We start from the raw sequence: 25121 nt of genomic DNA on the forward strand, positions 1-25121 counted from the left end.
GCTTCTTGTTCCATTTATATCATTTGAACATATTCCTTGTAAGCGTTTACATTTGCATAAAAGTGGAATATTATGTACTGTTTTACTTACTGTTTCCCTTTTCCTATAGTCTTAACAAAGAATCCAAATACATTTCTAACAAGTGGTCCGGCAAAGAAAATCTGCCAGCAGAGCGCCATTGGGAAGTTCAGGGCTGTTGTCTGAAGCCAGACTGCTACAAACTCTACGCCGGCATTCTTAAAAAGAATTGTTGCTACAAGGCTCATCAGTGGGCACATAAGACATACTGACATTGCTGAGATAGCAAGTACAATCATTATCATCGGGTCTTTTCCCGGTGTAACAAATCTAAAGGCCAGTTTCTGCGCCAGTTTTCCAACAAACAAAAGCTCTAAAGCTACAGCTATAGGCCACATGATTATGATCTCTTTAAATGCTGCGAGGAACACGAAATTCTGCATTCCACCCACGCTTAGGGAAATGTTGTAGCAGATCATTGCATAGACCATGACAAATGCCATGAACAGAGTGAAAATTACATCTTGAAACTTATTCTGTGGTAACATACCTGGGGTTCTCCTTTCATTGTCCAGGGGAAGACCAAAGGCGTGTTGTTCGTTATCACCACAGGGTGTACGTTTCCAATAAATACCAGCTCAATATCTTCATATATTTTTTGCATCGAGTAGTGATTATAGCAGAAAATTTGTGGTTGTGTAATAGGGAATTTTAACTCAGCTTCGCAAGTATCTCCGCAGCCTTTTCACTGCCATGTTTTGCTGCGTAGGAAGCCCACTTCTTAGCCTTTTCCAAGTTCTTTTTTCCGTCAAAAGAGCCTTTGAAGTATCCTTCGGCTATGGCTTCGGCTGCTTCTATGCTGCCCTTTCCTGCTTTGTCTATAAGATCTAATAATTCCTGTTTACTCATTGTTCCATTATCCTTCCTTGGCCATCTCCGAGTTAATGAGGTCTTCTTCTGCAGCCATCGCCTGAAGTGTCATTGTAAGCAGCTTATCAAGCTCCCAGCCAAGCTGCTGCGCACCTCTCTCTATTACTTCCCTCGAACAGCCGGCTGCAAAGCCCTTGCTCTTGTACTTTTTCTTAAGAGATTTAAGCTCCATGTCCTTGGTGCTCTTTGACGGTCTCATGAGCGCAGCTGCCCATATAAGTCCCGTAAGTTCATCTGCAGCAAAAAGAACTTTCTCCATCTCGTGTGTCGGTTCTACATCGATAGTCTGTCCGCATCCAACAGTAATTCCATAGCCGTGAGAGCAAACCGAATGAATGATATCCTCGCTTACTCCGCCGTCTCTTAAAAGCTCAGGCGCTTTAAGGCAATGCTCCTCCGGATATAGCTCAAAATCGATATCATGCAAAAGGCCTACAATCCCCCAATGTTCAGCCTCATCGCCATATCCCAGTTCATTTGCATACCACTTCATTACAGCCTCAACAGTAAGGGAATGCTGAATATGAAACGGATCCTTGTTGTACTTTTTCAGCAGTTCAAATGCTTCATCTCTTGTGATCATTGCTCTCCTCCCAACTATTATTACTTTTATAATTCCCTGTCCGAGGCCATCAGTATGCAGTTCCAGCCCTGCGGACAGTTGATGATCTTAGTGTTCTTATAGATTTTCTTTAGTATCGCCTGACATAAGTGAGTCTGCATTGATATGACTCCCTCAGATCCGTTAAGCATGTTGATAGCAAGAATGCCATCGGCTCTTGTTATCTGATATGTCAGCTTGAGCACTCCCTCTGAGAGCAGCTCTTTTACCGGCTTTCTGCCCTCAAATGCATCAAATACGATAAAGTCATACTTCTTGGATTCACTCCCAATTTCATCAGCGGCTATTTCCAGTGCAAGCTGCGAGATATGCTTTATTCCGTCGCCAACAACGGCCCTTACTCTGTCATTCTCTGCGAACGAGAAGTACTTACGGGCCAGATCCAGCATCCCCGAATCCTTCTCGACAACAGTCATCCGGCCACCGGGCACACAACTTGTATAATACCTTGGAAATGCCATACCACCGCCGCCTATTAGAAGCGCCTTATCAAGCCCCTCATAGAAAAGAGATATCTCTTTTAACGACTGCATATAGTAAAACAGCGGGTCTGTGTCCCCATTCTCATCGAGATACACCCCTGATTCCCGCACTCCGTCATACAAAAGAAGCCTTACCGGCCTCTTATGCTCGATCCTGTCGAGGATTACTATGTGCCCGTCGTCTGACTGATAAATGGTTTTCGGCGCCACAGCCAGCCTGAGCATTTGCATAAATGTCATGTTTTTTGCACTCATATAGTCATTATGCTTTTTCTGCAATCAAAAATCCACCCCCATTATATGAATGGGAGTGGATTCCTTTACTTAGTAAAGCTCTTTACTTAGTTTCTACTGATTCATCAGCACCTGTGATGTTGATGTTCTTGTTAACCTTTGCATCATAGGTTCCGGCACGCATAATCTCTGTGAAATCAACGCCTGTAGCCTCTGACATGGTATCAAATACCTGTTTCATGACAATTGGCATGTTCCCTGAAATCTGTGATGCTCCGTTGGAGCCATCGCCTGTACCATATATATTGATCTTGTCGATCTGTGAAAGAGGTTTTGCAATCTCAGCAGCCATCTGAGGCATGATCTTGATCATCATCTCAGCCATAGCAGCGCCGTTGTACTTCTTATAAGCCTCTGCTTTCTTTTCCATGGCCTCAGCTTCAGCAAGACCTTTGGCCTTGATGGCTTCAGCTTCTGCACGACCTTTTGCAGCAATACCTGCAGCTTCGGCATCATATTTTGCCTTGATACCTGCTGCTTCCTGCTCTGCAGCGAATTTCTGGGCTTCAGCCTGAGCCTTTTTAGCATCAGCTTCACGCTCCTGCTCATACTTGGCAGCTTCAGCCTTTTTCTGACGCTGTACCAGCTCTGCTTCAGCTTTCTTTTCAGCCTGATATTTCTCGGCATCAGCTTTTTTCTCGATCTCAGCAGCAAGTTCCTGCTGTTTTACCAGTACCTCTTTTTGCTTGAGCTCTGCTTCCCTCTCAGCCTTAGCGATCTGTGCATTCACAGTTGCTGTCTGAATGGTCTTCTGCTGTTCCTGCTCCTGGATCTGATAAGCAGCATCGGCAATAGCGCCTGCTGTATCAGCTTCTCTCTTGAGTTCAGCCTGCTTGATAGCCAGGGCGTTGTTCTTTTCAGCAATTTCGGTCTGTGCAAGAACTCTCGCATCGTTGGCAGCCTTATCGGCTTCAGCCTGTGCGATTGCTACGTCCCTGTCGGCCTGAGCCTTTGCAATAGCAGCATCCTTCTTGATCTTAGCGGTGTTATCCATACCAAGATCACTGATGAGACCATTTTCATCTGTAACATTCTGGATGTTGCAGGAAAGAATCTCAATACCAAGCTTACTCATATCTCTTGAAGCTTTTTCCATAACCTGATCTGAGAAGCTGTCTCTGTCAGTATTTATGGTCTTAAGAGCAAGTGTACCGATGATCTCACGCATGTTACCCTGCAGAGAATCCTGAAGGTCCATTGTGATCTGCTCAGGATCCTTATTCAGGAAGTTCTTGGCAGCCAGCTGTATTGACTCTGTGTCTGTTCCAATCCTTACCTTTGCTACAGCATCTACGTTTACATTGATGAAATCGTTTGTGGGTACTGACTGCTCAGTCTTGATATCAACAGTCATCTGTCCAAGATACAATTTATCGACTCTCTCAAAGAACGGAATCTTTACTCCTGCGCGTCCGATCAGGATTCTGGGGTTTCTCCTCATACCGGATATGATATATGCTCTGTCTGGAGGAGCCTTTACATATCCTGCAACAATGATCAGGATGATAAGCGCGATCATTGCAAATAATAAAATAGCCTGTAGTGTCATACAATCTCCTCTCTTTCTTAGGCCTTTGGCCTAAATGTGATACTTAAGTTTTTAAGTATCGTTTGTTGTTAAAGAAATTATATGAAAGCCCGGTATTACAATACATACCGGGCTTTGTGAATTACATTATGATATTTTCCCAAACAAGAAAAAATGAGTCACTGTCCACAAGACAATGTAAAAGAGTCTGCTCCGACCTTGAGTTCAGCCGTCTCTCCCATAAGCAACGGATAATTGATATCCCCGTGTCCTGCAGGAAATCCGAATGCAACCGGAATATCAAGTTCCGGAAGGAACTGCCTTGAGATCATATCAGCAATAGATTTGTACTCTCCGCCTCTGTTTTTTCCGCTGTAATCGCCCAAATCCGGCGGTAGCTCTGTCCATTCACCAAACACTATGCCTGATGCGCCATCAAGCACACCTGCATGCTTTAAGATCGTTAGATATCTGTGAATATGCTGTACGTCCTCACCCACATCTTCCAGGAAAAGAATGTACGGCTGTCCTGACTTTGTACAATCATAGGCAGAATCAATGACCGCGGTAAATGTAGAAAGATTGCCACCTATAAGTATTCCCTTGGCCTCGCCTTCCTTGCAGTAAGTGCTGCTATCGCATGTATATGTCGGAACTTCACCTTTAAGGATTTTTTCTTCTGCTTCAACGCAGCTATCAGGCAATCCGTTAAACGTTCCACTCATGCAGGCATGTATTGAAGCCACATCTGCATTTGTCCATGCTGAGTGATAAACTGTTATGTCACTATAGCCTATGATCAGCTTATTAGATGTCTTAATGATATCCTCAGGGAGCACATCCGCAATCTCAGATGCTCCATATCCTCCTCGAACACAGAAGATAGCCTTTATCTCAGGATCCTCCAGTGCCCAGGTGAGGTCATCCAAAATATCATCAAGAGTGCGTGTCTCTGCGCAGACATGATTTCCTTCAACCGGCTCATATCCCCAGCTCTTCAGTCCTTCTATTGTAGAATCTACCTGCTGTCTGCTTGGCAGCGCCGAAGGCGAGATAACGGCAATCTTATCACCCTGCGCAAGGAACATATCCTTGTATTTGCCGGTATATTCCCGGTACTCCACCGTTGTCTTTGTGTCTTCGCCTTCTGTTATAAACTCTTCTTCCTGGTTTCCGGAAGGTTCCTGTTTCGTGCAGGCAACTAACGATAACATAAGGGCACATGCTACTGACACTAATACGATTCCTTTGTTCTTCTTAAACATAATGCTTACCCCCTGTTTGTTTAGCATAAACCCATGTTAACAATGTCTGCATCACACTTCTGTCACAACGAGTCACTGGGGACGTTTCAGTTTGACTCATTTTGAGTCAAACTGAAACGTCCCCGGTGACTCACATCATCTTAAGCTTAGATTTAAGAAGCTTGTAGATTATCTCATGTCCGGCGTCGTTTGGATGAAGACCGTCAGGACAGTATCTCTCTCGTATGAAATCTTCCTGAGGCTCAATACCGCTCTCTTTATAGAGGTCAACTACAGGAAGTGCATAGTACTGGGCAACTTCACGGATCACTTCAACGTAATCCAAAAGAGTACCCCAGTTGCGAACGCCGACCTCGTTATATACCTTATCTTCTTCTGTCCTGTGAAGCGGAGTCATGACTATGACTGTTGCTCCGGGATATTTCTTTAAAACCTTCTGATACAGATCGTGCAAAGCGCCATAAAATGTATCCGGGGTGCGATCGCTCATGTGGCCTTTTGCTGCGTCTCCGTGACCATAGTCGTTGGTTCCACCAAAAAGTACAACAACGTCAGCATCCGCATCCATTTCATCTACTCTTGATGCAAAGTACCGGTCCATAACCTCATCGTATGGAACCTGCTGATTTGCTATCCTTGTTCCACCGATTCCGTAGCCTCGGCAGATACAGCCATCCTTCTCAAACCTCCTCCAGTAGAAGTTCTGCGGATCAGATACTCCATGACCTTCTGTGATGCTGTCCCCGAGAAAATTGATCTTTAATCCCTCTAACTTCATTTCCTTTTACTCTCCTCCAAAAATTAAAGCCTTCTATCAGGAATTTCTAATTTCCTAATAGAAGGCTAATATTATTAAATGTCTTTTTCAAGAGCTAATTTTATTCAGCTTCAGCTGCTACACAGGCATTTACCCATTCGATGAAGTTGGTTGTGGAATCGCCGTCTCTTTCAGCTGTTGTGTGCTCCTGGCCCCATACAAAGCTATAATCAACCTCTGAACCATAGTTCTGGAGCGCAAGAACCAGATTGGCCTCAGTATTAACTGCTGTATCGCTCTGCCATAAGCCGGTATTTATACGGAAGTACTTAGCAACATTTGATGTACCGTACCCTTCTGAACTTGAAAGCAGGTAATACAGAGGTGAGTACATATTTAATCTGTAATCTACTGTGTGTCCGAGTTCATCTTCCTGGCTTAAGTCCTCTTCAAAATCCGCAACGTAACTTGATCCCAGCTCGCTCAAAACTGACATGAGCATTGAATCAAAATGCGCACCTTCTCCGTCTCCATATCCAAAGAGAGTATTTTCACCCTGTGACTCATCAAGCTGGTCAAATGCTGCGATGCCTTTGGAAGCTGTCTTAACTGCTTCCGCAAAGTCAGCGATGCTTGTGATTGTTGCAGTATTTGTTGCCTCGTCGTAGGTTACCCATGTTCCGTTGGCATTCAGGGCATCTATATAATCCTGTGCGGTTTCGAAGGTTCCTGAGATTGTAACACCTGAGCTATTCTCTGTTCTGGAGATATTATCGATGGCTGTGAAATCAATTTCTCCGGTCTCTCCATTGCCTGCATCATCGCCTTCCGGTTTCTCTCCCTGGAAATCGCCCATTTCTCCGCTTGGCTTCTCGCCATCAGGTTTTCCGCCGCCAAATCCTCCATTTCCTCCATCAGGTCCCATTCCTGCCTGATGTCCCTGACTTGAAGAATCTGAATCATACGGGAACGTAGTATCTGCAAGGAAATTGTTCAGTGACTCCTCAATTACGCTGACCATGTATTCATAATAGCTTCCAGCCTGATATCTTCCATCCTCGCTCTCTTCCAGAGTAAGCGCATTTCCATCTGAATCTGTAAGCCCAAGACTATTTATATATTCGGCATATGCAACAGTAAGGCCATCTGAAATGCTCTGTTCCTCATCAGTAAGGCCTGATCTGGTTGTTCCCATCATCCACTCATAGGCTGCATCAGCGGAATCAAGTGATGTGATAGGGCACCATCCCATGGATCCAAGCACAGAATCGCTGACTCCCATAACAGCTCCGATTGCCTTAAGATAGTCATCATAGAGCTCAGAATCACCTGTCACTCCTAAAAGAGCTGACTGCGCACCACCACCTGACATACCAAATGTAAAGATGCTGTCCATATCTCCTGCGATATTGCCATCGTTATACCTTATATAACGTATAGCTGCTTTAAGATCGGTAACACCAGCCGGTGCTCCGGCATCTCTTCCTCTGCATCCTGCATGTACATAGATGTATCCTGCATCTGTATACTCTGAAACGCTGCTATACTCAGTCATTGGAGACTGTGCTGAATATCCGGGTGTATTTACGGGGAACACGATCGGTGCTGTCTCTGCAGTATATCCGTTTACTTCAGCCGTAGTATTCAGCGTACATGTGTATGTTCCGTCTCCATTGTCCGTAGCATCCATGTAAGCTGCCGGAACAATTATCGCCAGTTCCTCATACTCTGTATCAGCCGGATTCTCACAATACTGAATCCCAAGCTGGTAGTATACATTATCCTCTTCGTTGTACTGCCATTTTGTATTATCTATCTTGGACAGATTTGTTACTATCTCTGATGTTTCTTTTGCTGAGTCCGCATCTGTATTGGCTTCTGCTGCTGTATCTTCTGCACCTGTTGATTCCGCCGCGCTCTCCTGTGTAGTGCTTACCTGTGTTTCTGTTGTTGCACCGCTTCCGCACGCTGTAAGAGCAACTGATGTGCCCAAAATAATTGCTAAAATAATCTTTCTCCTGATCATTGATCATTCCTCCTGAATTGTTTGCTCGTCTGAAAGCAATAATATGCATCCAACTTAAAACGTACCTAAAAGACCAATTAAGCAATCCTAAAAAATCTTATTTCCCACCGCAATTGATTTATTGTCACAAATGCAGTGGTGAAATTTTCATCTTTTTTTCTCCGCCTTCCACTACATTCAACGAATTCTTGCTTTTGCAGTGGTCATTTTAAACAGAATTGGCGCAGGTATTCCTATGCAATTAACGCATTACTTGTAATGTAGTGGACCATCACCCCCAATAATCTCTTTTCCCTCCACTGCATTCCATGATTCTATGTTTATGCAGTGGAACTCCATCCGAAATCCATTTCCAATTCTCCACTACATTTTTTGCATTTTAGAGATTGCAGTGGAATGTACTCTTAACACTTTCCCAAATCATCCTCTGCATTTTACACTTTTCCGCAATTGCAGTGGAAAATGGTCCCTTACCCCCGTCCCTAGGGACCAAAAAATGAGCCACTGACTCCGTCCCTGGGGCTCAAAAATATTCTTATACTTTTTCCCACAGTAAAGCGTCCACGTGATAAAATAGAAAACAGTGAATTGTGATTTAATAAGGAGCTTACCAAAATGGGGAACACGAACGATAACATCATCGAACTCAAACACATCAACAGGATCTTCGAAGATGGCTTCAAGGCTGTTGAGGACTTTAATCTGGAGGTTAAGCGCGGTGAGTTTGTCACCTTCCTGGGACCTTCAGGCTGTGGTAAGACCACGACTCTTCGAATGATTGCCGGCTTTGACATGCCGACCTCCGGAGATATCCTTTTGAATGGAAAAGACATCTCGCAGCTGCCACCGTATGAAAGGCCCATCAACACGGTGTTCCAGCGCTATGCTCTGTTTCCCCATATGAATATATTCGATAATATCGCCTTCGGCTTAAAGCTTAAAAAGCTTCCGGCAGACGAGATCAAGAAGAAGGTTAAAAAAGTCCTGGAGCTGGTTGACCTTGAAGGCTTTGAGAAAAGAAGCGTTTCCACGCTCTCAGGTGGTCAGCAGCAGCGTGTAGGTATCGCAAGAGCGCTGGTCAACGAACCTGAAATCCTGCTTCTCGACGAGCCCCTTGGTGCTCTTGATCTCAAGATGAGAAAAGAGATGCAGATAGAGCTTAAGGCTATGCACGATGAGCTGGGCATTACTTTCATCTACGTAACCCACGATCAGGAAGAGGCTCTTACCATGTCCGATAAGATCGTAGTCATGGCTGAGGGCAAGATCCAGCAGATCGGAACCCCGGAAGATATCTACAACGAGCCCAAAAACGCCTTTGTTGCAGACTTTATCGGCGAGAGTAACATCTTTAACGGCATTATGACCGGCAGCATGCAGGCACGTTTTGCAGGCGGTCTTTTCCAGTGCGTCGATGATGTGCCTCAGGGTACTCAGATCACTGCTGTTGTACGTCCCGAGGATATTGAACTTGTAGCCCCCGGTGAAGGACAGATCCGCGGTAAGGTAACATCCGTTATCTTTAAGGGAATGCACTACGAGATAACCGTTCAGTCCGGCAGATATGAAGTTGTGATCCAGAACACCAAGTCTGCAGAAGTTGGCAGTGATGTCGGAATCAAGGTTGAGCCTGATGGCATCCACATCATGCTTGCTGAGAACCACACCAACTTCTTCCACGTAGACATGAACAAAAATCATCGTCTCGAGATCAATAATAAAGAGCTTGATGTCAGCCTGACTCAGCTCATCAAAGGCAGCCGTAGAAATGAAAATCACGAGCTTTTGGACGAACACGGGGAGGTAATTGACCCAGACAAGATACATATCGTCGCAGCTATTGAGCCCGGCGATATACGCATGACAGATAACACTGATGACGAGCAGGTACTGGTAGAAGGCTTTATCAGCAACCTTATTTACAAGGGCGACCACTACAGCTACGTTATCAACACTGATTTCGGGCAGGATTTCATCGTCAATGATGAATATCTCTGGAATATGGACGACAGAGTCGGCCTGATCCTGCCTCTTGATAAGATGAAATTTACAGTTAAGAAATAAGGAGGAGCATATGAGATTTTCCAGAAAAACCTTAGGTATCCCATATGCCGCATTCCTGCTGCTCTTTGTAGTAGCTCCGCTTCTGGTACTGTTCTACTATGCCTTTACCAACGGACAGGGGGAATTCACGCTCCGGAACCTGACAGACTTTTTTACTGACCCTAATACGCTGGGAACGCTGTTCTACAGCTTTGCCCTGGCGCTTACAACCACAGCTGTATGTTTGCTGCTGGCTTATCCGACTGCCTATATTCTCACCACAGGGAGACTTAAGAAAAATACCGTACTTATCATGATCTTCATCATGCCCATGTGGATCAACTTCTCGCTCCGTATTACAGCGCTCAAGGAGATCCTGGACCTGATAGAGGGAAATCTTGCATACCATCCGTTCCTTAACTCGGTTATCGGTATGACTTACGATTTCCTGCCCTTCATGATCCTGCCTATCTATAACACCCTTGCCAAGATGGACGCTTCTCTGATCGAGGCAGCAAAAGACCTGGGTGCTAACGACAGGCATGCATTCCTGCGCGTAACACTGCCCCTTTCCCTTCCGGGCATCATAAGCGGAGTATCCATGGTTCTTCTGCCTGCAATGACTAACTATGTAGTACTGGATATGTTGTATAACAGCACCTACATCATGGGTAGTCTTATCGGCAGCTACTTCTCCGCATACAACTGGAACGGCGGTTCAATGATCGCACTTATCCTGCTGGGCATCATATGTATCTTCAACATCATTAACGATGACGACAGGGGCGAAACAGCTAAGGCAGGAGGTGCACTGTTATGACAAAAAAGATAGCTAGGGCCGGAATACCGATTCTGGTCATCCTCTTCTTATATGTACCGATCCTTGTGCTTGCGCTGTACAGTTTCACTGATTCAACGCAGATCGGAGCCATACGCTCTTTTACACTGAAAAACTACGTGACGCTCTTCACTACCCCTGAGCTTCAGGAGATGATAATGGGCACGATACTGCTGGCCCTGGCATCAGCACTGCTTGCTACCCTACTGGGAACCTTGGGTGCAATTGGCGCCTTCTACTCCAAGAGACGTACAACTGCTGTGATGGACACAGTAAATCAGATTCCGGTCATCAACGCTGATGTTGTTACCGGTTTCTCGCTGTGCATTCTTCTTGTAGTTGTTCTGGGCATTAACAAGGACAGCTTCTTCCCGCTGCTCTTCGGCCATGTGACTCTGAGTGCGCCCTTTGTGTATCTCTCTGTTATTCCTAAGCTCAAGCAGATGGATTCAAGCCTCTACGAAGCTGCTCTGGACCTTGGTGCAACACCTTTCCAGGCGCTTACCAAGGTGGTTGTTCCCCAGATACTTTCAGGTATTATCTCCGGTTTTTCACTGGCGATAACACTTTCTTTGGATGACTATTTCATCGCCACTTATACCAAACCGGCGACCTTTGACACCATCAGTACTTATGTTGTCAATGCCACAAAGGGTTCCCAGACTCATATAAAAACAGCGCTGTGGGCATTATCAACGCTGATCTTTCTGATCGTTATCATTATCGTTGCCGTAAGAAATCTGAAATTCGAGCGACATGAAATTAAAGAGGAGAGAGCCTGATGAAAGCAAGACTACTAATGGCTATTATTATAATAACAAGCGTTATTACCACCTGCTCCCGTCCTGTATATGCTGCTTCAGATGCAGAGAAGCCTGTAACACTGCGCATCTGCAACTGGGAGGAGTATATAGACCAGGGGGACTGGGGTGAGGACGAAGTGATTGACCTTGAGAGCGGCGATATTTTCGGCGAAAACTCCATGGTGGCAGACTTCGAGGACTGGTACTACGAAACCTACGGAAAAAGAGTAAAAGTAGAATACTCCACCTTCGGTACCAACGAAGATCTCTACAACATGCTCACAATAGGCGATGTCTATGACCTTGTGTGCCCTTCGGAGTACATGATCATGAAGCTCATGGCAGATGATATGGTTCAGCCCCTCTCAGATGAGTTTTTTGACCCCGAGATAGAGACCAACTACTACATCAAAGGCGTTTCTCCCTACATCAGAAACATCTTTGAGACCCACGATATTAACGGTGTTACCTGGGATCGCTGCGCTGCAGGATATATGTGGGGTATTACAGGATTCGTGTATAACCCTGATGTAGTAAGCGAAGAAGATGCTTCTACCTGGAAGCTTCTTGAAAACCCGGCTTATCGCCGTCAGGTTACAATCAAAGACAATGTCAGAGACGCTTATTTTGCCGCTGTCGGTGCTCTTAAGTCAGATCTTTTGACATCTGATGAATTCAGGTCAAGGCCTGACTATGCCATGGCCCTTCAGACCGAGATGAATGACGTCTCCCAGGAGACGGTAGATAACGTACAGCACTATCTGCAGCAGGTAAAAGACAATCTGTATTCCTTTGAAACAGACTCAGGAAAAGCCGATATGATCACGGGGAAGGTAGTTGCAAACTACCAGTGGTCAGGAGATGCTGTATATGCCATGGATCAGGCCGAAGAAGACGATTACTACTTAAACTTCGCTGCTCCTAAGGAGAGTACCAATATATACTTTGACGGATGGGTAATGCTTAAGAAGGGAATTTCCCAGGATCCTGCCAAACAGCAGGCTGCCGAGGCATTTATCAACTTTATTTCAAGACCTGATAACGCTATCCGCAACATGTACTATATCGGATATACCTCTGTCATCTCCGGAGGAGACGATGGTCGCGTATTTGAATACCTTGAGTGGAATTACGGTGCAGAGGATGAAGAGGAGGCAACAGATTACCCCGTTGGATATTTCTTCTCAGGAGACCCTGATGATGAAGATTATGTGCTGACTGTTCCCGAGGAACAGCTTAAACGCCAATTAGGCGCCCAGTACCCTTCTTCAGAGGTTATAGACCGCGCTTCCATCATGGTTTACTTCGATCAGGCAAAGAGCGAAGTCATCAACCGTATGTGGATTCGCGTAAGGTGCTTTAACATCCTCACCGTTCCTGTATGGGTATGGGCTGCCATCATACTGGCGATTTGCGCTGTAGTAGTATTTCTCCTGCGTCAAAAAGCCGCAAAGGAAAAGCTCTACAATTAAACGTATTTCAAAATATCCTTGAAGCTGCTCAGATGATAAGTTGCCTTGGAATATTTTGCTGCACTTCCGATACCGGCGCCATCAAATCCGCCTGCAACTGCAGCATCTATGCCGGCTTCGGCATCTTCGATAACGAGGCAGTCCTTGGGCTCCTCGAGCACAAACTCAGCAGCCTTTAAGAAAACTTCCGGATCCGGCTTGGATCTTGTGATATTTGTGCCATCACTTATGGCGTCAAAGAACCCTTCCAGGCCGATTCTCTGAAGTATAAACTTGGTATTCTTGCTGGATGAACCAATAGCCAGCTTAAGCCCCTTATTCCTAAGGGCATTTAAAGTCTCTTTGACCTCATCCGAGAGGTCTGCAGGAGACATTTTCTCAAGACTCTTTCTGTAGATATCATTCTTCTTGGTCGCGAGTCTTTCCTTCTCTTCGTCTGAAAGCGCAGGACCTGTGTATTTCTCAAGTATTATCTCAAGAGAATCCATTCTGCTGACACCCCTGAGTCTCTCATTTATTGTCCTGTCAAAGGGAATATTCAGCTCATCTGCCAGCTCTTTCCATGCCAGATAATGATATTCATCCGTAAAACAGATAACCCCGTCCAAATCGAAAATTACAGCCTTATATTTCATAACAGCTCCTTTCATCACTCCAATGTAAAACTCTTAAAATCGATCTTTCCATCACCAATAAAGCTAAAGAACAGGCCATGGATCCCATCCGGAATATCTACGCTTGTCTCATACCTCGCAAATCCATCATCTGCTTTCGCAAAAAAGATCTCGCAGACCGGCGCAGAATCTTCAGAATCCAGCGATATAAGAAGCTTACCGTTTCCGTAGCTCTTTGCCTCTACACATATCTTTTTGACGTCCTTGCAGTCAAAATACTTAAATCCTGCAACAACACCGTCAAAGACATTTGCTATATACTGCTCCGACTCCTCTTCCTTCTCAGCTGTTTTCTGGAAAATATAGGGCTGAGAGTCCTTAAGAGACTGTCCGTAAACAATCTTTTTGTCATTCTCTTTGCACATAAGGTTACATGCAATGGCAGCTGAGTAAGTTCCCTTACCTGCAAGAGCTCCGCCGTTAAGACCGCAGCTTGTGAGCTCAACCTGTGCAATACTGCCATCCTCTGCCACATGAATCTCCTCAGCACAGCCCTGTCTTGAGCTCTCAGTGCCGTGAGTCTGCCTGTGATAGAATATATACCACTTGTTATTTATTTCGATTATGCTTCCGTGGTTGTTACCCATCATGGCTCTGGGCTTTACATTTCCCTTATATCCGATGTCTCCGTTGGATATAATTACTCCACCATAGGTAAACTCTTTGTCCGGATAGTCTGATGTTGCATAGCACAACTCATGACTAACTGAGCTTGAATAGATAAAGTAATATTTATCTCCTATCTTGCGCATCGAAGAGGCCTCAAAGAAGCCGTGTCCCTCATATCCTGTACCCCCTGCGATCTTTTCGCCGGGAACCATCAGATGAGGCTCTCCCTTAACTGTGAGCATATCCTTATCAAGCTCTACAACAAAGGCTCCGTCAGAGAACTTGGTATTAGCAATAGCCTGAAGCTGCGCCTGTGCTTCTTCCCTGCTCATTCCCATTTCAAGGAATGTCTCGAGCGGAGGCGCTGGAAGTGGCTTAGCCGGGCTGAATCCGTAGTATAAAAAGACTCTTCCGTCATCATCTACCAGTACTCCGGGATCAAATGGGAAGTTCTCCTGAAGCTCTTTTCCTCCCATCACATCCTCCGGATACTTAACATGTCCGTAGAAGGAAAAAGGTCCTGCAGGTGAATCACTGACTGCCACGCCAAATTCCGGGTTAAAAGAGAAGCAGTAATACATGTAATATCTGCCATCTGCGCCCTTTACTACATCCGGAGCCCACAGGTCCATCTTATTATCTGCATTTGAAGGATCCTGGGTTCTCTTATAGATAACGCCTTCATATCTCCAGTCTGTCAGGTCATCTACAGGTGCAGACCAGGTCACATAATCTCCCATGCAGTACTTCTCTCCGCCTGCAAGATCATGGGATCCGTAGATATAAATTCTTCCGTCAAATACCCTTGGTTCTCCGTCGGGAATATATTCATATAGCGGTAAATAGGGGTTAAAAACCTGTCTCATTATTTCCACTCCTTTTTAAGTGCAAGCAGTTTCTCTGCCGCTGCCATGACCATTGGCGGGTTAAAGCCCATAAAGAACATGGTCTGCAGCTCATTTAGTGTAAGCCCAAGGCTCTCTACGTCCTTGCTTTCTATAAGTTTGTATGCAAGAGGAAGGTCAGCTTTTATTATGTCGAGAGCTCTTTTATCCTCGGCAAATTCCTCAAGCCTTGTGTCCATGGTATACATGAGCCTGTAATCTCTGGCGGGCTTATAGGTCTTTTCAAAAACTCCTGCCTCCAGCTGTATCTCCTCGCCGTTTGTTCCGGGCAGTCTGTAAACCGCAGAACATCCGAAAGGAACTTCGGCTCTTACAGTTATTGTGCCGTCATCGTTTATCTTCCAGCAGGATGCATACTTACCGCTTACAGAGTTGTACTCAAAGTTCACATACTGAAGCTTGGAGCTTAGCTGAGGAGCAATATATGCGCTCTTAAATCCGGCTGAATTAGGCTGGATTCCGGCGATAAAGCGGTAAACATATTCCATGACAGAGCCATATGAATAGTGATTGAGCGAGTTCATGCCTGTTCCGCTGATGGTTCCGTCATCAAGGATAGAGTTCCATCTCTCCCAGATCGTGGTTGCTCCGAGGTTGATGCAGTGCATCCATCCGGGGAAGCCTTCCTGGAACAAGATGTAGTAGGCAATATCCTCCATACCGTTCTCAGCAAGAACCTGGCACATCATCGTGGCTCCTACAAAGCCGCCTTTAATCTTATAGCAGTCCTTTTTGAGCCTGAGTTTAAGGCCATCGATAATCTTGTCCCTGCTGATAAATATCTTGTATTTGAGGCAGATAAGGTACGCTGTCTGTGTATCAATTGCAAGCCTTCCGCTAGGCGAGAAATACTCATTTAAGATTGCATTATTTACCTTTTCTGCGCGCTTAGCATATCTTATGCTGTCATCGACATACCCAAGGATTCTGGCTGCGCTTCCTGCCTTTATCAGTGATTCATAGTAGTAGACAGATGCCACAAAATAGTCATCTGTGCCGCCCTTCATGCTCTGAGGGCTGATTCCGTCCTGAGCAAGCCAGTCGCCGAAATGGAAGCCAAAGTTCCAAAGACCGGTATCACCGTGCTCTTCGTCCTCATGAATGACATGATCTACCCAGTCCTTCATCAGAGGGTAGTTGGCCCTAAGCTCATCCTCATCTCCGTAATACTCATACAGAGCCATTGGCAGGAATGTGGCAACATCTCCCCATACGCTGCTTCCGCCGGGAGCCTTGCTGATATTTGGAATAAAGTTTGCAACAATTCCGTCGTGATCCATCTGATCCAGATGAAGATCATATAAAAACTTTCTGTAGAAAGCTCTTGTATCCATGTTAAAGCAGGCAGTAGGAGCAAAAACCTGCGCATCGCCGGTCCATCCAAGACGCTCATCTCTCTGAGGACAGTCTGTTGGCATATCAAGGAAGTTGGACTTCTGTCCCCACAAGCAGTTGCTTGCAAGTCTGTTAAGCTTGGCGTCTGAAGTGTCCAAGGTCACTGTGGTCTCAAGGTCTGAATAAACCACGTTTCCGGTGAAATCTTCGGCATTAAGCTCGCCTTCCCAGCCTGTTACTCTCACATATCTGAATCCATAATAAGTAAAGTGTGGACGAACATCTTCCTCTGAACCATCTGAGACATAGGTGAACTGTGCCTTGGCAGATCTGTAGTTGGCATTGTAGAAATTGCCCTCCTGAAGGACTTCACCAAAATCAAGAACAACCCTGGTTCCGCTTGGAAGCTTTGCTTTAAAGGATACATAGCCCGTGAAATTCTGCCCAAAATCCAGCACCTTCTCACCTGCAGGTGTATTGATGATCTCTTTTACAGGAAGAGTCTCTTTTACCACAACAGGCAGACTGTATCTCTCCACAAGCCTTGCCACCGTATCTTTGTTGTCCTTCCATACAGTCACAGGCTTGCACTCGTTCTTCTTGTCCTTCCAATATAGGCGGTTATACTCCTCACCATCGTAGATATCACTGGAAACAATATCGCTTCCGCAGTATTTAAAGCTCTCATCTGTCATGACAGTGGGCTTGCCATTTACATAAACTTCCGCAATGACACCAAACTTATTGCCATAGTATGAAACGTCACCATCGTAGCCAAGACGGCCCTTATACCAGCCGTTTCCGCAGATGATAGAGAGTTTGTTATCCGCCTTCAGAAGGTCCGTGATATCGTAAGTCTGATACTGAATGCCCTTGTTATAGTCGTTGCAGAAAGGTGCAAGGTAGTCGTCGCCGATCTTAACGCCGTTTAAATAAGCCTCGTACAGACCAAGTCCTGTCACATAAATACGGCCTTCCTTGATCTCTTTTACCCCGTCAAGGGAAAACTCTCTTACAAAGCAGGGGTGGAAAGAAGGCTCCTCATTCGTTCCGATGAACTTAGCCTTCCACTTCTCAGTCATCTTGCCCGTCTCAAAGAAGCATACATCACTCTTTGCAGTATTATTCTCGTCATCCGTAACTTCGACGTAGAAATAATACCTTGTTCTGGGCTTCGGAGTTATATCTATAATCTCTCCGATCCAGTCAAGATCATGATCTTCCTTGCTCCAGAGAATCTCTGAGAAATCCTCTTTTTCGCTTACAACGATCTTAGAGCGCACCTGATATTTGCCTGTTGTCTCAGTCACCTTCCAGCTGCACTTTATCTTCGGGTAGGAGAACCCTATCGGATTTTCAATTCCATTTATCTTTACATCAACGATTTTCATACTAGTTTTCCCTTTATCAAATATGAGAATTAGCCCGGACATGAATTTCTCATATCCAGGCTACAAATTACTTAAATAAAAATTTTGCTATCCTCTCCATATCCTCCGGCTGATGCGCAAACACTTCAACGTTGGGGATCTCAGCAATCTGAGGGAATACGCTGGATAATGCTATGATCTGGCAAAGCTTTGACTTAAGATTAAGTCTGTCACCTTCAGGTGTAACCAGTTCAACATCTCCCTTGCACTGCTCTACCACCTCTAAAAAGCCTTCAAAGTCCGATAATTTGTCGATTACCATATTTGTCTACCTCCAAAGTTAATATGCCAAGTACTCTTTTCCGCAGAACGGATCTACGGGGCTTACGCCCTTAAACTCGCTCTTGCCAAGGATCTTCTCAACCACTGACTCGATCACGTAATCATGATTTGAATATGCATTGATGTATGTCTTGATCATCGGCACATCCAGAAGATGATATGGGATCTGCAGTGAAATAAACATTGTCGGAACAACCTCCACAAACCATGGAATATTGTTGCCTGCTCCGAAGATGGTGTGCCAGTTAAGTCTTGCTGTGGTCTTATTGGAAGCATTCTCCACATTTCCGAGATAGATAACAAGGTCATACTTGTTCCTGAACTCGGTAACTGACTCAAACTTGATAGGCTTGTTGAAATCAAATTCCTCTTTTACATAGGGGATCATCTCAAAGCCTTCAGCTTCCATGAGCTTTACGAAGGTCTCTTCTACTCTCTTCTCGGAAGCGCATCCGCCCATGATCTCATACAGCACTCTCTTGTGCTTTTTAGGAGATATAGGTAAAAGAGCTTGTGTATCCTTTACCAGTGTCACCGACTTGTCAGCGCACTCTTTTGCCCAGGCAACGTGCTCATCGCTGCCAATAACAGGCAGATTCTTTTTGTCAGGTACAAGAGTTCCATTAGCTCTTTTCTCATGGAGCCTCAGCGCTGCCTTCATGGCAAGAATACGTGTAAGTGCTTCATCCAAACGCTTCTCAGAGAGAATTCCCTCCTCGTAGCCCTTCTTCATAAACTGAATATCTTCGTCATAATCCTTGTTGAAAAGGATCATGTCACAACCTGCTTCAATGCAGTACGGAACTGATTTTTCTCTATCCATTGCGCAGAGGAAGCCAACCATAGGGGTAGCATCCGTGATTATCATTCCGTTAAATCCAAGCTGATCTCTGAGGAGATTCTGTAAAAGCTCAGGTGAAAGTGAAGCCGGTATAAGCTTCTTGGGAAGGCCCGGGTTAAATTTCTTCTGATAAGAAGGAAGCGCGATATGCCCAACCATTACTGACAGAGCGCCTTCGTCGATAAGGGTTTTGTAAACGTCGCCGTATGTCGCATCCCACTCCTCACAACTGAGACTGTTTACGCTGGTTAATATATGCTGATCAACTTCATCTACGCCGTCTCCGGGAAAGTGCTTGATGGCTACTGCTGAGCCGCACTCTTTTGCCCCTCTCATATACTCAAGTCCGAATTTCTTGACCTTCTCCGGGTCAGAGCCATAGGTTCTGACATTTGTTATGGGGCTGTGATAGTTATAATCGATATCCACTACAGGAGCGAATGCATAGTTGCATCCTACTGCCTGTCCTTCGCTGCAGCTCACCTTTGCAAGTCTATATGCCTGCTCGGGATCACCTGTTGCTGCAACCTGCATCTGCTTTCCGAATGATGTTCCCTCGAGTACGATTCCGTCTCCGCCTGCCTCAAGATTTGCTGCAAGAAGCATCGGAACCTTGCTGTTTGTCTGAAGATATGAATATGCATCAAATAGCTCTTCAGTTTTGCCGGTTCTGAACATAAGTCCGCCGGGATTCTTGGAGAGTATCTCATACTGCAGATACTGCTCATTTGGGGAATATCCGATTGGGAAAAAGAGCTGTCCGAGCTTTTCATCTAATGTAAGAGAAGCCTTGGTCTCTTCAACCCACTTAATATCCTCATCTGATAAATAAAATGGCTTAGCCTTTAAATCCATTGAATTAACCTCTTTATGCTTTTGCCTTTCCGGCTTTCATTCTGGCAAATAATGCCTGTATCTTATCTGTCTGAGCTGAGAATGAGTAGAATCCAAGTACGAAGATTCCGAGGATGATCTGTTGCCATCCGCCTGCTCCAAGGTTCAGACAGTTGAGTCCGTAGTTCATGATTTCCATACCGATTGCAGCGATCGCGATACCAACAACGTCACAGCTTGCAAGTCCGATGAAGGTTCCCATAAATACAGGAACGATGTATGAGAACATGATTCCTGATGTGGCAAGTCCTGACTGAGGACCAACCTCATGCTGTGAAACGTAGATGATTGCTGCAAATCCAAGGATGATTCCTGAAAAAATGTATGTTGTGAATACATTCTTTTTCTCATTGATACCGATGTTTACACCGGCTCTCTGGTTGTTTGATAAGATCTTTCCCTTTCTTCCGGCTGCGGTAAAGTAGGTAAATACCACGAATGCTAAAATAGCAAGTCCTGCAGGAAGGAAGATTCCGGGAAGTCTTCCGAATACTGATGTCTCCACGGTGGAGTAAAATACTCTGATACCCTGTCCACCAAATACAAGGTATGTAAGTGACTCATAGAAAAGAGTCATACCGATCGTACAGATGATGATCGGAATGCGACCTAAGATGTACACAGTTGCTGTGAACATACTTAAGACAACTGCCAGTACTACTGCAATAATAAGTGCAAGCCATGGGTTTCTGGTGTCATAACCAATGTGTCCTGCAACAATTGCTGTAAGGATCATGGTTGCTCCGCCGGAGAAATCAAATCTTCCGTTTTTGAGCTGGATCCATATTGCCAGAGCCACGCAGATTGTCATGGAAGCATTAAGAAATACCTGCTGCACCATATCTCCCGACAGGAAGATCAGCTTTCCATTGACATAACATTTTTCATTAGTACCGGTAATGATCAGCATCACCACAAACATCAATAATGGAAAAATGACAGATAACCCTATTTTTTTGAATATCTCTAAGCCTTTATTTGTATTCATATCGTTTCCTCATTACCAGGATGATGCCTGGGGGATAATAAATATCCCCCACATCATTACCATTTCATTAGTATTTCTTTTAATTACTTATGTGAATCAACTGTAAGTGTTGAAATAGATTTCTTGAGCTGCTCGTAAGTAGCATCAGGATTAGCATAAGCTGTCATGTTGAGTACTTCTTCAGGTGTGAAGAGTGCATCTGAAGCGTTTGCTGTGAAGTAAATGTTCTTCTGGAATGCTGCCATATCCTCATCACTGTTCATGATGAACTGATCGCAGCTTACTCTCTCTGCATCTTCAGGCTGGTCCTTAAACTCTACGCCGTTGATCTTGTTTAAGAGAAGTACAAGTGGATATGTGATAGTCTCAACAGCTGTTACACAGTTCTGCTGATATGTGCCTGTTCCTGCGCTTCCGAAGTTCTTCTCCTCACCACCGTCAAAACCTGTTGTGAAGAGCTTGATGTTCTTATCGTTGCCTGTCTGAACCATTACAGGATATACGAAACCTGTACCTGCTGCGAAGCTCATGATTGCCTGAATACCTTCGTGTTTAGCAAAGTATGTGCTGTCCATAGGTGAGAATGCTAAAACGTCTGTCTCCTCGTTCAAAGGATCGCATGTGATCTGAACGTCAGCTGTCTTGTTGTACTCGTCAACTGCTGCGATGAACTGCTGAGCTGCAAGTGTCTGTGCAGGGAAAGCCCATACAGGGAAGATAGCCAGTGAAACGTGTGTTATAGGAGCATCTGCGTTTCTCTCGTTGTACTCAAGAAGGCTGTCAAACATCTGCTGTCCTACAATTACGTTATCAGGAGCATAACCATCGATTGCTGTTCCTACGAAATGATCGTTCTTAAATACAGCATCATAAGCCTGTGTGTAAGAAATATCGTAGTCGCAAAGGTATCCGCCGATATATACGCCCGCTGCCTCGCACTCCTGTACGATAGCTGCTGTACCGGAATCCATTGTGCAGATGATTCCGTCAACACCTGAAGCGATGAGCTCCTGGATCTTTGTAAGGTTTACACCTTCGTCAGTCTGAGATAATACTGTGTACTTAAACTTGCAGTTTAATGTATCTGCCATGTTGTCGAGATAAGCTTTTGTTGCCTCTGTTGCAAGACCACTGTCCTGATAGAAAGCTACACCGATTGTGCAGTTCTTGCCTGCCTTTTCACTTGATGCAGCACCTTCTGTACTTGCTGCTCCACTTCCGCTTGATCCGCAAGCCATAAGTGATACTGACATTACGCCTGCAAGCATCATTGCTAAAAATTTCTTTACTGCGTTCTTCATAAATTCCTCCTTAAACTAAGTATTTTTCCTGCCATAGCAGTAAAAATCATCTTGGTAACACCCCATTATTCTTGCGACATGTAATAAGAATAATGATTATGAAAATGATTGCCTTGACGAAGTTGATGTAATTGAGCTCTACACCCATTGTCGTCAGATCATTTGTCAGCAACACATAAGTAAATGTACCGATCAGAGCACTTCTTACCTTTGAGACCATTCCTCCCGAAAGAGGCATTCCGCCCAGGATCAGGCAGATCATTACGTCCATTGCATATCCGCCGCCTGTTCCCTTTCCGGCTGTTCCGGTTCTCATCAGCATGATGAAGGATGCAATGGCTACGCACACACCAAAGGTCATATAAGCTATTACCTTCCATCTGGTGGTGTTGATTCCGCTCTGAGCTGCAACCACTTCATTTGCTCCGATTGCCTTTGTATATTTACCCAGCTTTGTGTAGTTAAAAAGGAATGTAACAACCAGTGCAACTAACACAATTGCTGCCAGAATGATCCAGTTATAAGCTGTTCTGCTTGAGGGCTTAATGCTTGCCTCAATGGAAATCGTGTTGTTTCCGGTGCTCTCCATAAGAAGGAGCTGCGCTCCTGTAAAGAAGAACATAAGGAACAGCGAAGTTACGATTGATGGAAGCTTGAGCCATACGGCAACTGCTCCGTTGAAGGCTCCGCACACCAGGGCGATGGCTAGGATAACAACAAAACCAAGTACCACTCCTGCGATGCTTCCGCCCATTTTATTCGAGATAAGTATCATCAGGATCGAGTAAACACCGATCTGCTGTCCTATTGATACATCCATAAATCCCATGGAATAAACGAACACCGCGCCCAGGGATAAGATCGCATACGCTGATGCTGCCTGCAGTACTGTTCCTACGTTGTAGGAGAGGTTCTCTCTACTGAATATCAGAAACAGGATAAAAGTCGCTGCCAGACCGGCATACGCCGCGATATCATATACATGCTTTTTAAAAAACGCTTTTGAAAACATCTCTTTCCTCCTAGATCAGATCATGTATTCGATAATATCTGTCTCTGACAGATCCTTACTTCTTGTAAACTCTTTGCTGATGGCAAAATCTTTCATTACTACGATCTTGTCTGCCATACCGATGAGCTCTGCCATCTCCTCACTGATGAGGATTATTGCTTTGCCCTGTTTCTTCATCTCTGCGATCAGAGCGTACATAAACTGCTTAACACCGATATCAACGCCTCGTGTAGGGCAGTCCATGATGATCACATCAGAACCCTTGGCAGTCCACTTTGCAAATGAAACCTTCTGTTTATTACCACCGCTCAAAGTGTTGACCCACTGATTACCGTCATTACATTTGATCCTGAAGGAATCAATCTCTTTATCCGATAAGTTCTTTTCATCGGAAGGTTTGATGAACAGCTTCTTTGCCAGGTCTTTCTCTGAAGGAAGGGTAATATTGTCCTGAATTGAACCCTCGAGGATAAGCGCCTCTGTATCTCTGTTCTTGGATATATATCCGATTCCTGCTGAGATGGCGTCATTACAGTTGTGTATCTTCTTACCTTCTCTTAAGACCTCTCCGGATTCGGGCTTTTCAAGTCCGAATGCAAGTCTTCCGATCTCATGCATTCCGCAGCCGCTAAGTCCGCCAAATCCTATGATCTCGCCCTCGTGAACCTGAAGTGAAAAGTCCTTTATCTCTCCAAGTGTTACGTTTTTAAGTTCCAGCGCAACCTTATCGCCATGTGAAATGTCGTAGTCTTCTCTGTAATAAGCATCTCCGATCTCACGACCAACCATCATGTATCTGATAACCTGTTCCGCGTTGGGCATATCCATCTCTTCTCTGTTAAGATGACCGATTATCTCGCCGTCTCTAAGGACTGTAAGATCTGTACACTGTTCCAGGATCTCTTCCATATCATGGGAGATGAAGATTACTGACTTGCCGTTGTCCTTAAGCTTGTGGATCAGGTCATATATGAGCTTTCTTCCTTCATGAGAGAGTGCTGTGGTTGTCTCATCGACAACAAAAACTTCTGTATCCTCGGAAACACATCTCACGATCTCAATAAGCTTTCTGTCCTCAAAGCCGTATTTGTTGATGCTGTCAGCAGCCTTGATGTGTTTGATATCGAAATCATCAAGCATCTTCTGAGCTGCAGCATTGAGCTTCTTCATATTTACTATTCCAAACTTGGAGAATTCATCGAAGCGTCCTGCGAAGATGTTTTCAGCAACCGTACAGTTAGGAATTGTATTCGCTTCCTGAAGTACCATGCTGATTCCGGCCTTCTGAGCTTCTACCATGCTGTCGGGATCCCAGGGCTGTCCTTTATAAAACGCTTCGCCGCTGGTAGCCTTCTGCATACCTGCAAGGATTGATGTTATGGTTGATTTTCCGCTGCCGTTCTCTCCGATAAGACCACGGATCTGACCACGGTAAAACTTTACATCGACTCCCCTGAGCGCTTTAGTGATCCCAAAGTTCTTGGTCATGTTTTTTACTTCAATTATCAATTCCTGTTCCATAGGTTCCTCCATGTCATGGAATAATCACTTGTTCTCTTGATGAAACAATTATACAAATTACAGGGTACCCATCCCTAGGTCACCCCTTTCTAAAAACATGTACAATTTTTAAGAAAAAACTGTTTTTTAATTTTCAGGTCTCTTTTTGCCGATTTAACACATTAATTTTTGTACCTTTTTTGCCTTTACTGATAAAAATAATTGATATATTCTTAAATCAGGTGCAAATAACGTACATTTTTTCTTTTATG

General features: G+C 44.8%; 21 protein-coding genes. 4 read left to right on the forward strand and 17 right to left on the reverse strand.

All coding sequences use genetic code 11. From position 1 onward, the window contains the following. Nucleotides 1-86 precede the first annotated feature (86 nt). The 8 genes from G633_RS0105165 to G633_RS0105200 all read right to left on the reverse strand — a co-directional run bounded on the left by G633_RS0105165 (nt 87) and on the right by G633_RS0105200 (nt 7922). The gene (locus G633_RS0105165; protein WP_026519264.1) at nt 87-566 is read right to left on the reverse strand and encodes a DUF2798 domain-containing protein; all 480 of its coding nucleotides are present in this window, start codon (nt 564-566) and stop codon (nt 87-89) included. Between the two features lie 163 nt (nt 567-729). Then, nucleotides 730-927: a hypothetical protein gene (locus G633_RS0105170; RefSeq protein ID WP_026519265.1), complete on the reverse strand. Its 198-nt coding sequence runs from the start codon at nt 925-927 to the stop codon at nt 730-732. A 7-nt stretch (nt 928-934) separates the two neighbouring features. Further along, nucleotides 935-1531: an HD domain-containing protein gene (locus G633_RS0105175; protein WP_026519266.1), complete on the reverse strand. Its 597-nt coding sequence runs from the start codon at nt 1529-1531 to the stop codon at nt 935-937. Between the two features lie 26 nt (nt 1532-1557). Next, a complete protein-coding gene (locus G633_RS0105180) occupies nt 1558-2307 on the reverse strand; it encodes a spermidine synthase (RefSeq protein ID WP_155834914.1) in 750 nt (249 codons plus the stop codon). A gap of 82 nt (nt 2308-2389) precedes the next feature. Next, on the reverse strand, nt 2390-3895 hold the full coding sequence (locus tag G633_RS0105185) for a flotillin family protein (RefSeq protein WP_026519268.1): 1506 nt from the start codon (nt 3893-3895) through the stop codon (nt 2390-2392). A 158-nt stretch (nt 3896-4053) separates the two neighbouring features. Beyond that, on the reverse strand, nt 4054-5139 hold the full coding sequence (locus G633_RS0105190) for a S66 peptidase family protein (protein ID WP_026519269.1): 1086 nt from the start codon (nt 5137-5139) through the stop codon (nt 4054-4056). A gap of 130 nt (nt 5140-5269) precedes the next feature. Beyond that, a complete protein-coding gene (locus tag G633_RS0105195; protein ID WP_026519270.1) occupies nt 5270-5917 on the reverse strand; it encodes an SGNH/GDSL hydrolase family protein in 648 nt (215 codons plus the stop codon). A gap of 100 nt (nt 5918-6017) precedes the next feature. Then, nucleotides 6018-7922 (reverse strand): subtype A tannase, encoded by a 1905-nt coding sequence (locus G633_RS0105200; protein ID WP_026519271.1) that lies wholly within the window; start codon nt 7920-7922, stop codon nt 6018-6020. Between the two features lie 615 nt (nt 7923-8537). On the opposite strand from G633_RS0105200, the gene G633_RS0105205 reads away from it, so the two are divergent. The 4 genes from G633_RS0105205 to G633_RS0105220 are packed head-to-tail and all read left to right on the forward strand — an operon-like array spanning nt 8538 to nt 13078. Further along, on the forward strand, nt 8538-9986 hold the full coding sequence (locus G633_RS0105205; RefSeq protein ID WP_026519272.1) for an ABC transporter ATP-binding protein: 1449 nt from the start codon (nt 8538-8540) through the stop codon (nt 9984-9986). Nucleotides 9987-9996: 10 nt separating this feature from the next. Further along, on the forward strand, nt 9997-10785 hold the full coding sequence (locus G633_RS0105210) for an ABC transporter permease (protein WP_026519273.1): 789 nt from the start codon (nt 9997-9999) through the stop codon (nt 10783-10785). Beyond that, on the forward strand, nt 10782-11585 hold the full coding sequence (locus tag G633_RS0105215) for an ABC transporter permease (protein ID WP_026519274.1): 804 nt from the start codon (nt 10782-10784) through the stop codon (nt 11583-11585). Before G633_RS0105210 ends, G633_RS0105215 begins: the two co-directional genes overlap by 4 nt. Then, complete coding sequence (locus tag G633_RS0105220; protein ID WP_035770759.1) at nt 11585-13078, forward strand: extracellular solute-binding protein; 1494 nt, start codon at nt 11585-11587, stop codon at nt 13076-13078. Before G633_RS0105215 ends, G633_RS0105220 begins: the two co-directional genes overlap by 1 nt. Here G633_RS0105220 and pgmB read toward each other — a convergent pair. The 9 genes from pgmB to G633_RS0105265 form a co-directional block, all read right to left on the reverse strand. Beyond that, nucleotides 13075-13713: a beta-phosphoglucomutase gene (pgmB, locus tag G633_RS0105225; protein WP_026519276.1), complete on the reverse strand. Its 639-nt coding sequence runs from the start codon at nt 13711-13713 to the stop codon at nt 13075-13077. The two genes, G633_RS0105220 and pgmB, sit on opposite strands and share 4 nt — an antisense overlap. 14 nt (nt 13714-13727) lie before the next feature. Further along, entirely contained in the window at nt 13728-15227 is a 1500-nt protein-coding gene (locus G633_RS0105230) for a family 43 glycosylhydrolase (RefSeq protein WP_051199975.1), read from the reverse strand. Continuing rightward, a complete protein-coding gene (locus G633_RS0105235; RefSeq protein ID WP_026519278.1) occupies nt 15227-17992 on the reverse strand; it encodes an alpha-L-rhamnosidase in 2766 nt (921 codons plus the stop codon). The genes G633_RS0105230 and G633_RS0105235 overlap by 1 nt, the downstream gene beginning before the upstream one ends. Before the next feature lie 67 nt (nt 17993-18059). After that, nucleotides 18060-18293, reverse strand: coding sequence for a poly(A) polymerase (locus tag G633_RS0105240; RefSeq protein ID WP_022767629.1), 234 nt, complete (start codon nt 18291-18293; stop codon nt 18060-18062). A gap of 18 nt (nt 18294-18311) precedes the next feature. Beyond that, nucleotides 18312-20009, reverse strand: coding sequence for a glycoside hydrolase family 3 N-terminal domain-containing protein (locus G633_RS0105245; protein WP_026519279.1), 1698 nt, complete (start codon nt 20007-20009; stop codon nt 18312-18314). Between the two features lie 13 nt (nt 20010-20022). Further along, nucleotides 20023-21036, reverse strand: coding sequence for an ABC transporter permease (locus G633_RS0105250; protein WP_026519280.1), 1014 nt, complete (start codon nt 21034-21036; stop codon nt 20023-20025). Between the two features lie 83 nt (nt 21037-21119). Then, nucleotides 21120-22337, reverse strand: a complete 1218-nt coding sequence (locus tag G633_RS0105255; RefSeq protein ID WP_026519281.1) for a substrate-binding domain-containing protein — start codon at nt 22335-22337, stop codon at nt 21120-21122. A gap of 46 nt (nt 22338-22383) precedes the next feature. Continuing rightward, entirely contained in the window at nt 22384-23349 is a 966-nt protein-coding gene (locus G633_RS0105260; RefSeq protein WP_026519282.1) for an ABC transporter permease, read from the reverse strand. Nucleotides 23350-23364: 15 nt separating this feature from the next. Then, the gene (locus G633_RS0105265) at nt 23365-24870 is read right to left on the reverse strand and encodes a sugar ABC transporter ATP-binding protein (RefSeq protein ID WP_035770761.1); all 1506 of its coding nucleotides are present in this window, start codon (nt 24868-24870) and stop codon (nt 23365-23367) included. Nucleotides 24871-25121 lie beyond the last annotated feature (251 nt).

The sequence above is a fragment of the Butyrivibrio sp. FCS006 genome (assembly GCF_000424525.1).
Lineage (GTDB): Bacteria > Bacillota > Clostridia > Lachnospirales > Lachnospiraceae > Butyrivibrio.

What these genes read in the sequence shown, in the direction of transcription:
- G633_RS0105180 (WP_155834914.1), bottom strand. Translation starts at nt 2,307, where the DNA reads ATGAGTGCAAAAAACATGACATTTATGCAAATGCTCAGGCTGGCTGTG.
- G633_RS0105190 (WP_026519269.1), bottom strand. Translation starts at nt 5,139, where the DNA reads ATGTTTAAGAAGAACAAAGGAATCGTATTAGTGTCAGTAGCATGTGCC.
- G633_RS0105235 (WP_026519278.1), bottom strand. Translation starts at nt 17,992, where the DNA reads ATGAAAATCGTTGATGTAAAGATAAATGGAATTGAAAATCCGATAGGG.
- G633_RS0105200 (WP_026519271.1), bottom strand. Translation starts at nt 7,922, where the DNA reads ATGATCAGGAGAAAGATTATTTTAGCAATTATTTTGGGCACATCAGTT.
- G633_RS0105250 (WP_026519280.1), bottom strand. Translation starts at nt 21,036, where the DNA reads ATGAATACAAATAAAGGCTTAGAGATATTCAAAAAAATAGGGTTATCT.
- G633_RS0105240 (WP_022767629.1), bottom strand. Translation starts at nt 18,293, where the DNA reads ATGGTAATCGACAAATTATCGGACTTTGAAGGCTTTTTAGAGGTGGTA.
- G633_RS0105260 (WP_026519282.1), bottom strand. Translation starts at nt 23,349, where the DNA reads ATGTTTTCAAAAGCGTTTTTTAAAAAGCATGTATATGATATCGCGGCG.
- G633_RS0105195 (WP_026519270.1), bottom strand. Translation starts at nt 5,917, where the DNA reads ATGAAGTTAGAGGGATTAAAGATCAATTTTCTCGGGGACAGCATCACA.
- G633_RS0105205 (WP_026519272.1), top strand. Translation starts at nt 8,538, where the DNA reads ATGGGGAACACGAACGATAACATCATCGAACTCAAACACATCAACAGG.
- G633_RS0105170 (WP_026519265.1), bottom strand. Translation starts at nt 927, where the DNA reads ATGAGTAAACAGGAATTATTAGATCTTATAGACAAAGCAGGAAAGGGC.
- pgmB (WP_026519276.1), bottom strand. Translation starts at nt 13,713, where the DNA reads ATGAAATATAAGGCTGTAATTTTCGATTTGGACGGGGTTATCTGTTTT.
- G633_RS0105165 (WP_026519264.1), bottom strand. Translation starts at nt 566, where the DNA reads ATGTTACCACAGAATAAGTTTCAAGATGTAATTTTCACTCTGTTCATG.
- G633_RS0105245 (WP_026519279.1), bottom strand. Translation starts at nt 20,009, where the DNA reads ATGGATTTAAAGGCTAAGCCATTTTATTTATCAGATGAGGATATTAAG.
- G633_RS0105185 (WP_026519268.1), bottom strand. Translation starts at nt 3,895, where the DNA reads ATGACACTACAGGCTATTTTATTATTTGCAATGATCGCGCTTATCATC.
- G633_RS0105265 (WP_035770761.1), bottom strand. Translation starts at nt 24,870, where the DNA reads ATGGAACAGGAATTGATAATTGAAGTAAAAAACATGACCAAGAACTTT.
- G633_RS0105175 (WP_026519266.1), bottom strand. Translation starts at nt 1,531, where the DNA reads ATGATCACAAGAGATGAAGCATTTGAACTGCTGAAAAAGTACAACAAG.
- G633_RS0105220 (WP_035770759.1), top strand. Translation starts at nt 11,585, where the DNA reads ATGAAAGCAAGACTACTAATGGCTATTATTATAATAACAAGCGTTATT.
- G633_RS0105210 (WP_026519273.1), top strand. Translation starts at nt 9,997, where the DNA reads ATGAGATTTTCCAGAAAAACCTTAGGTATCCCATATGCCGCATTCCTG.
- G633_RS0105255 (WP_026519281.1), bottom strand. Translation starts at nt 22,337, where the DNA reads ATGAAGAACGCAGTAAAGAAATTTTTAGCAATGATGCTTGCAGGCGTA.
- G633_RS0105215 (WP_026519274.1), top strand. Translation starts at nt 10,782, where the DNA reads ATGACAAAAAAGATAGCTAGGGCCGGAATACCGATTCTGGTCATCCTC.
- G633_RS0105230 (WP_051199975.1), bottom strand. Translation starts at nt 15,227, where the DNA reads ATGAGACAGGTTTTTAACCCCTATTTACCGCTATATGAATATATTCCC.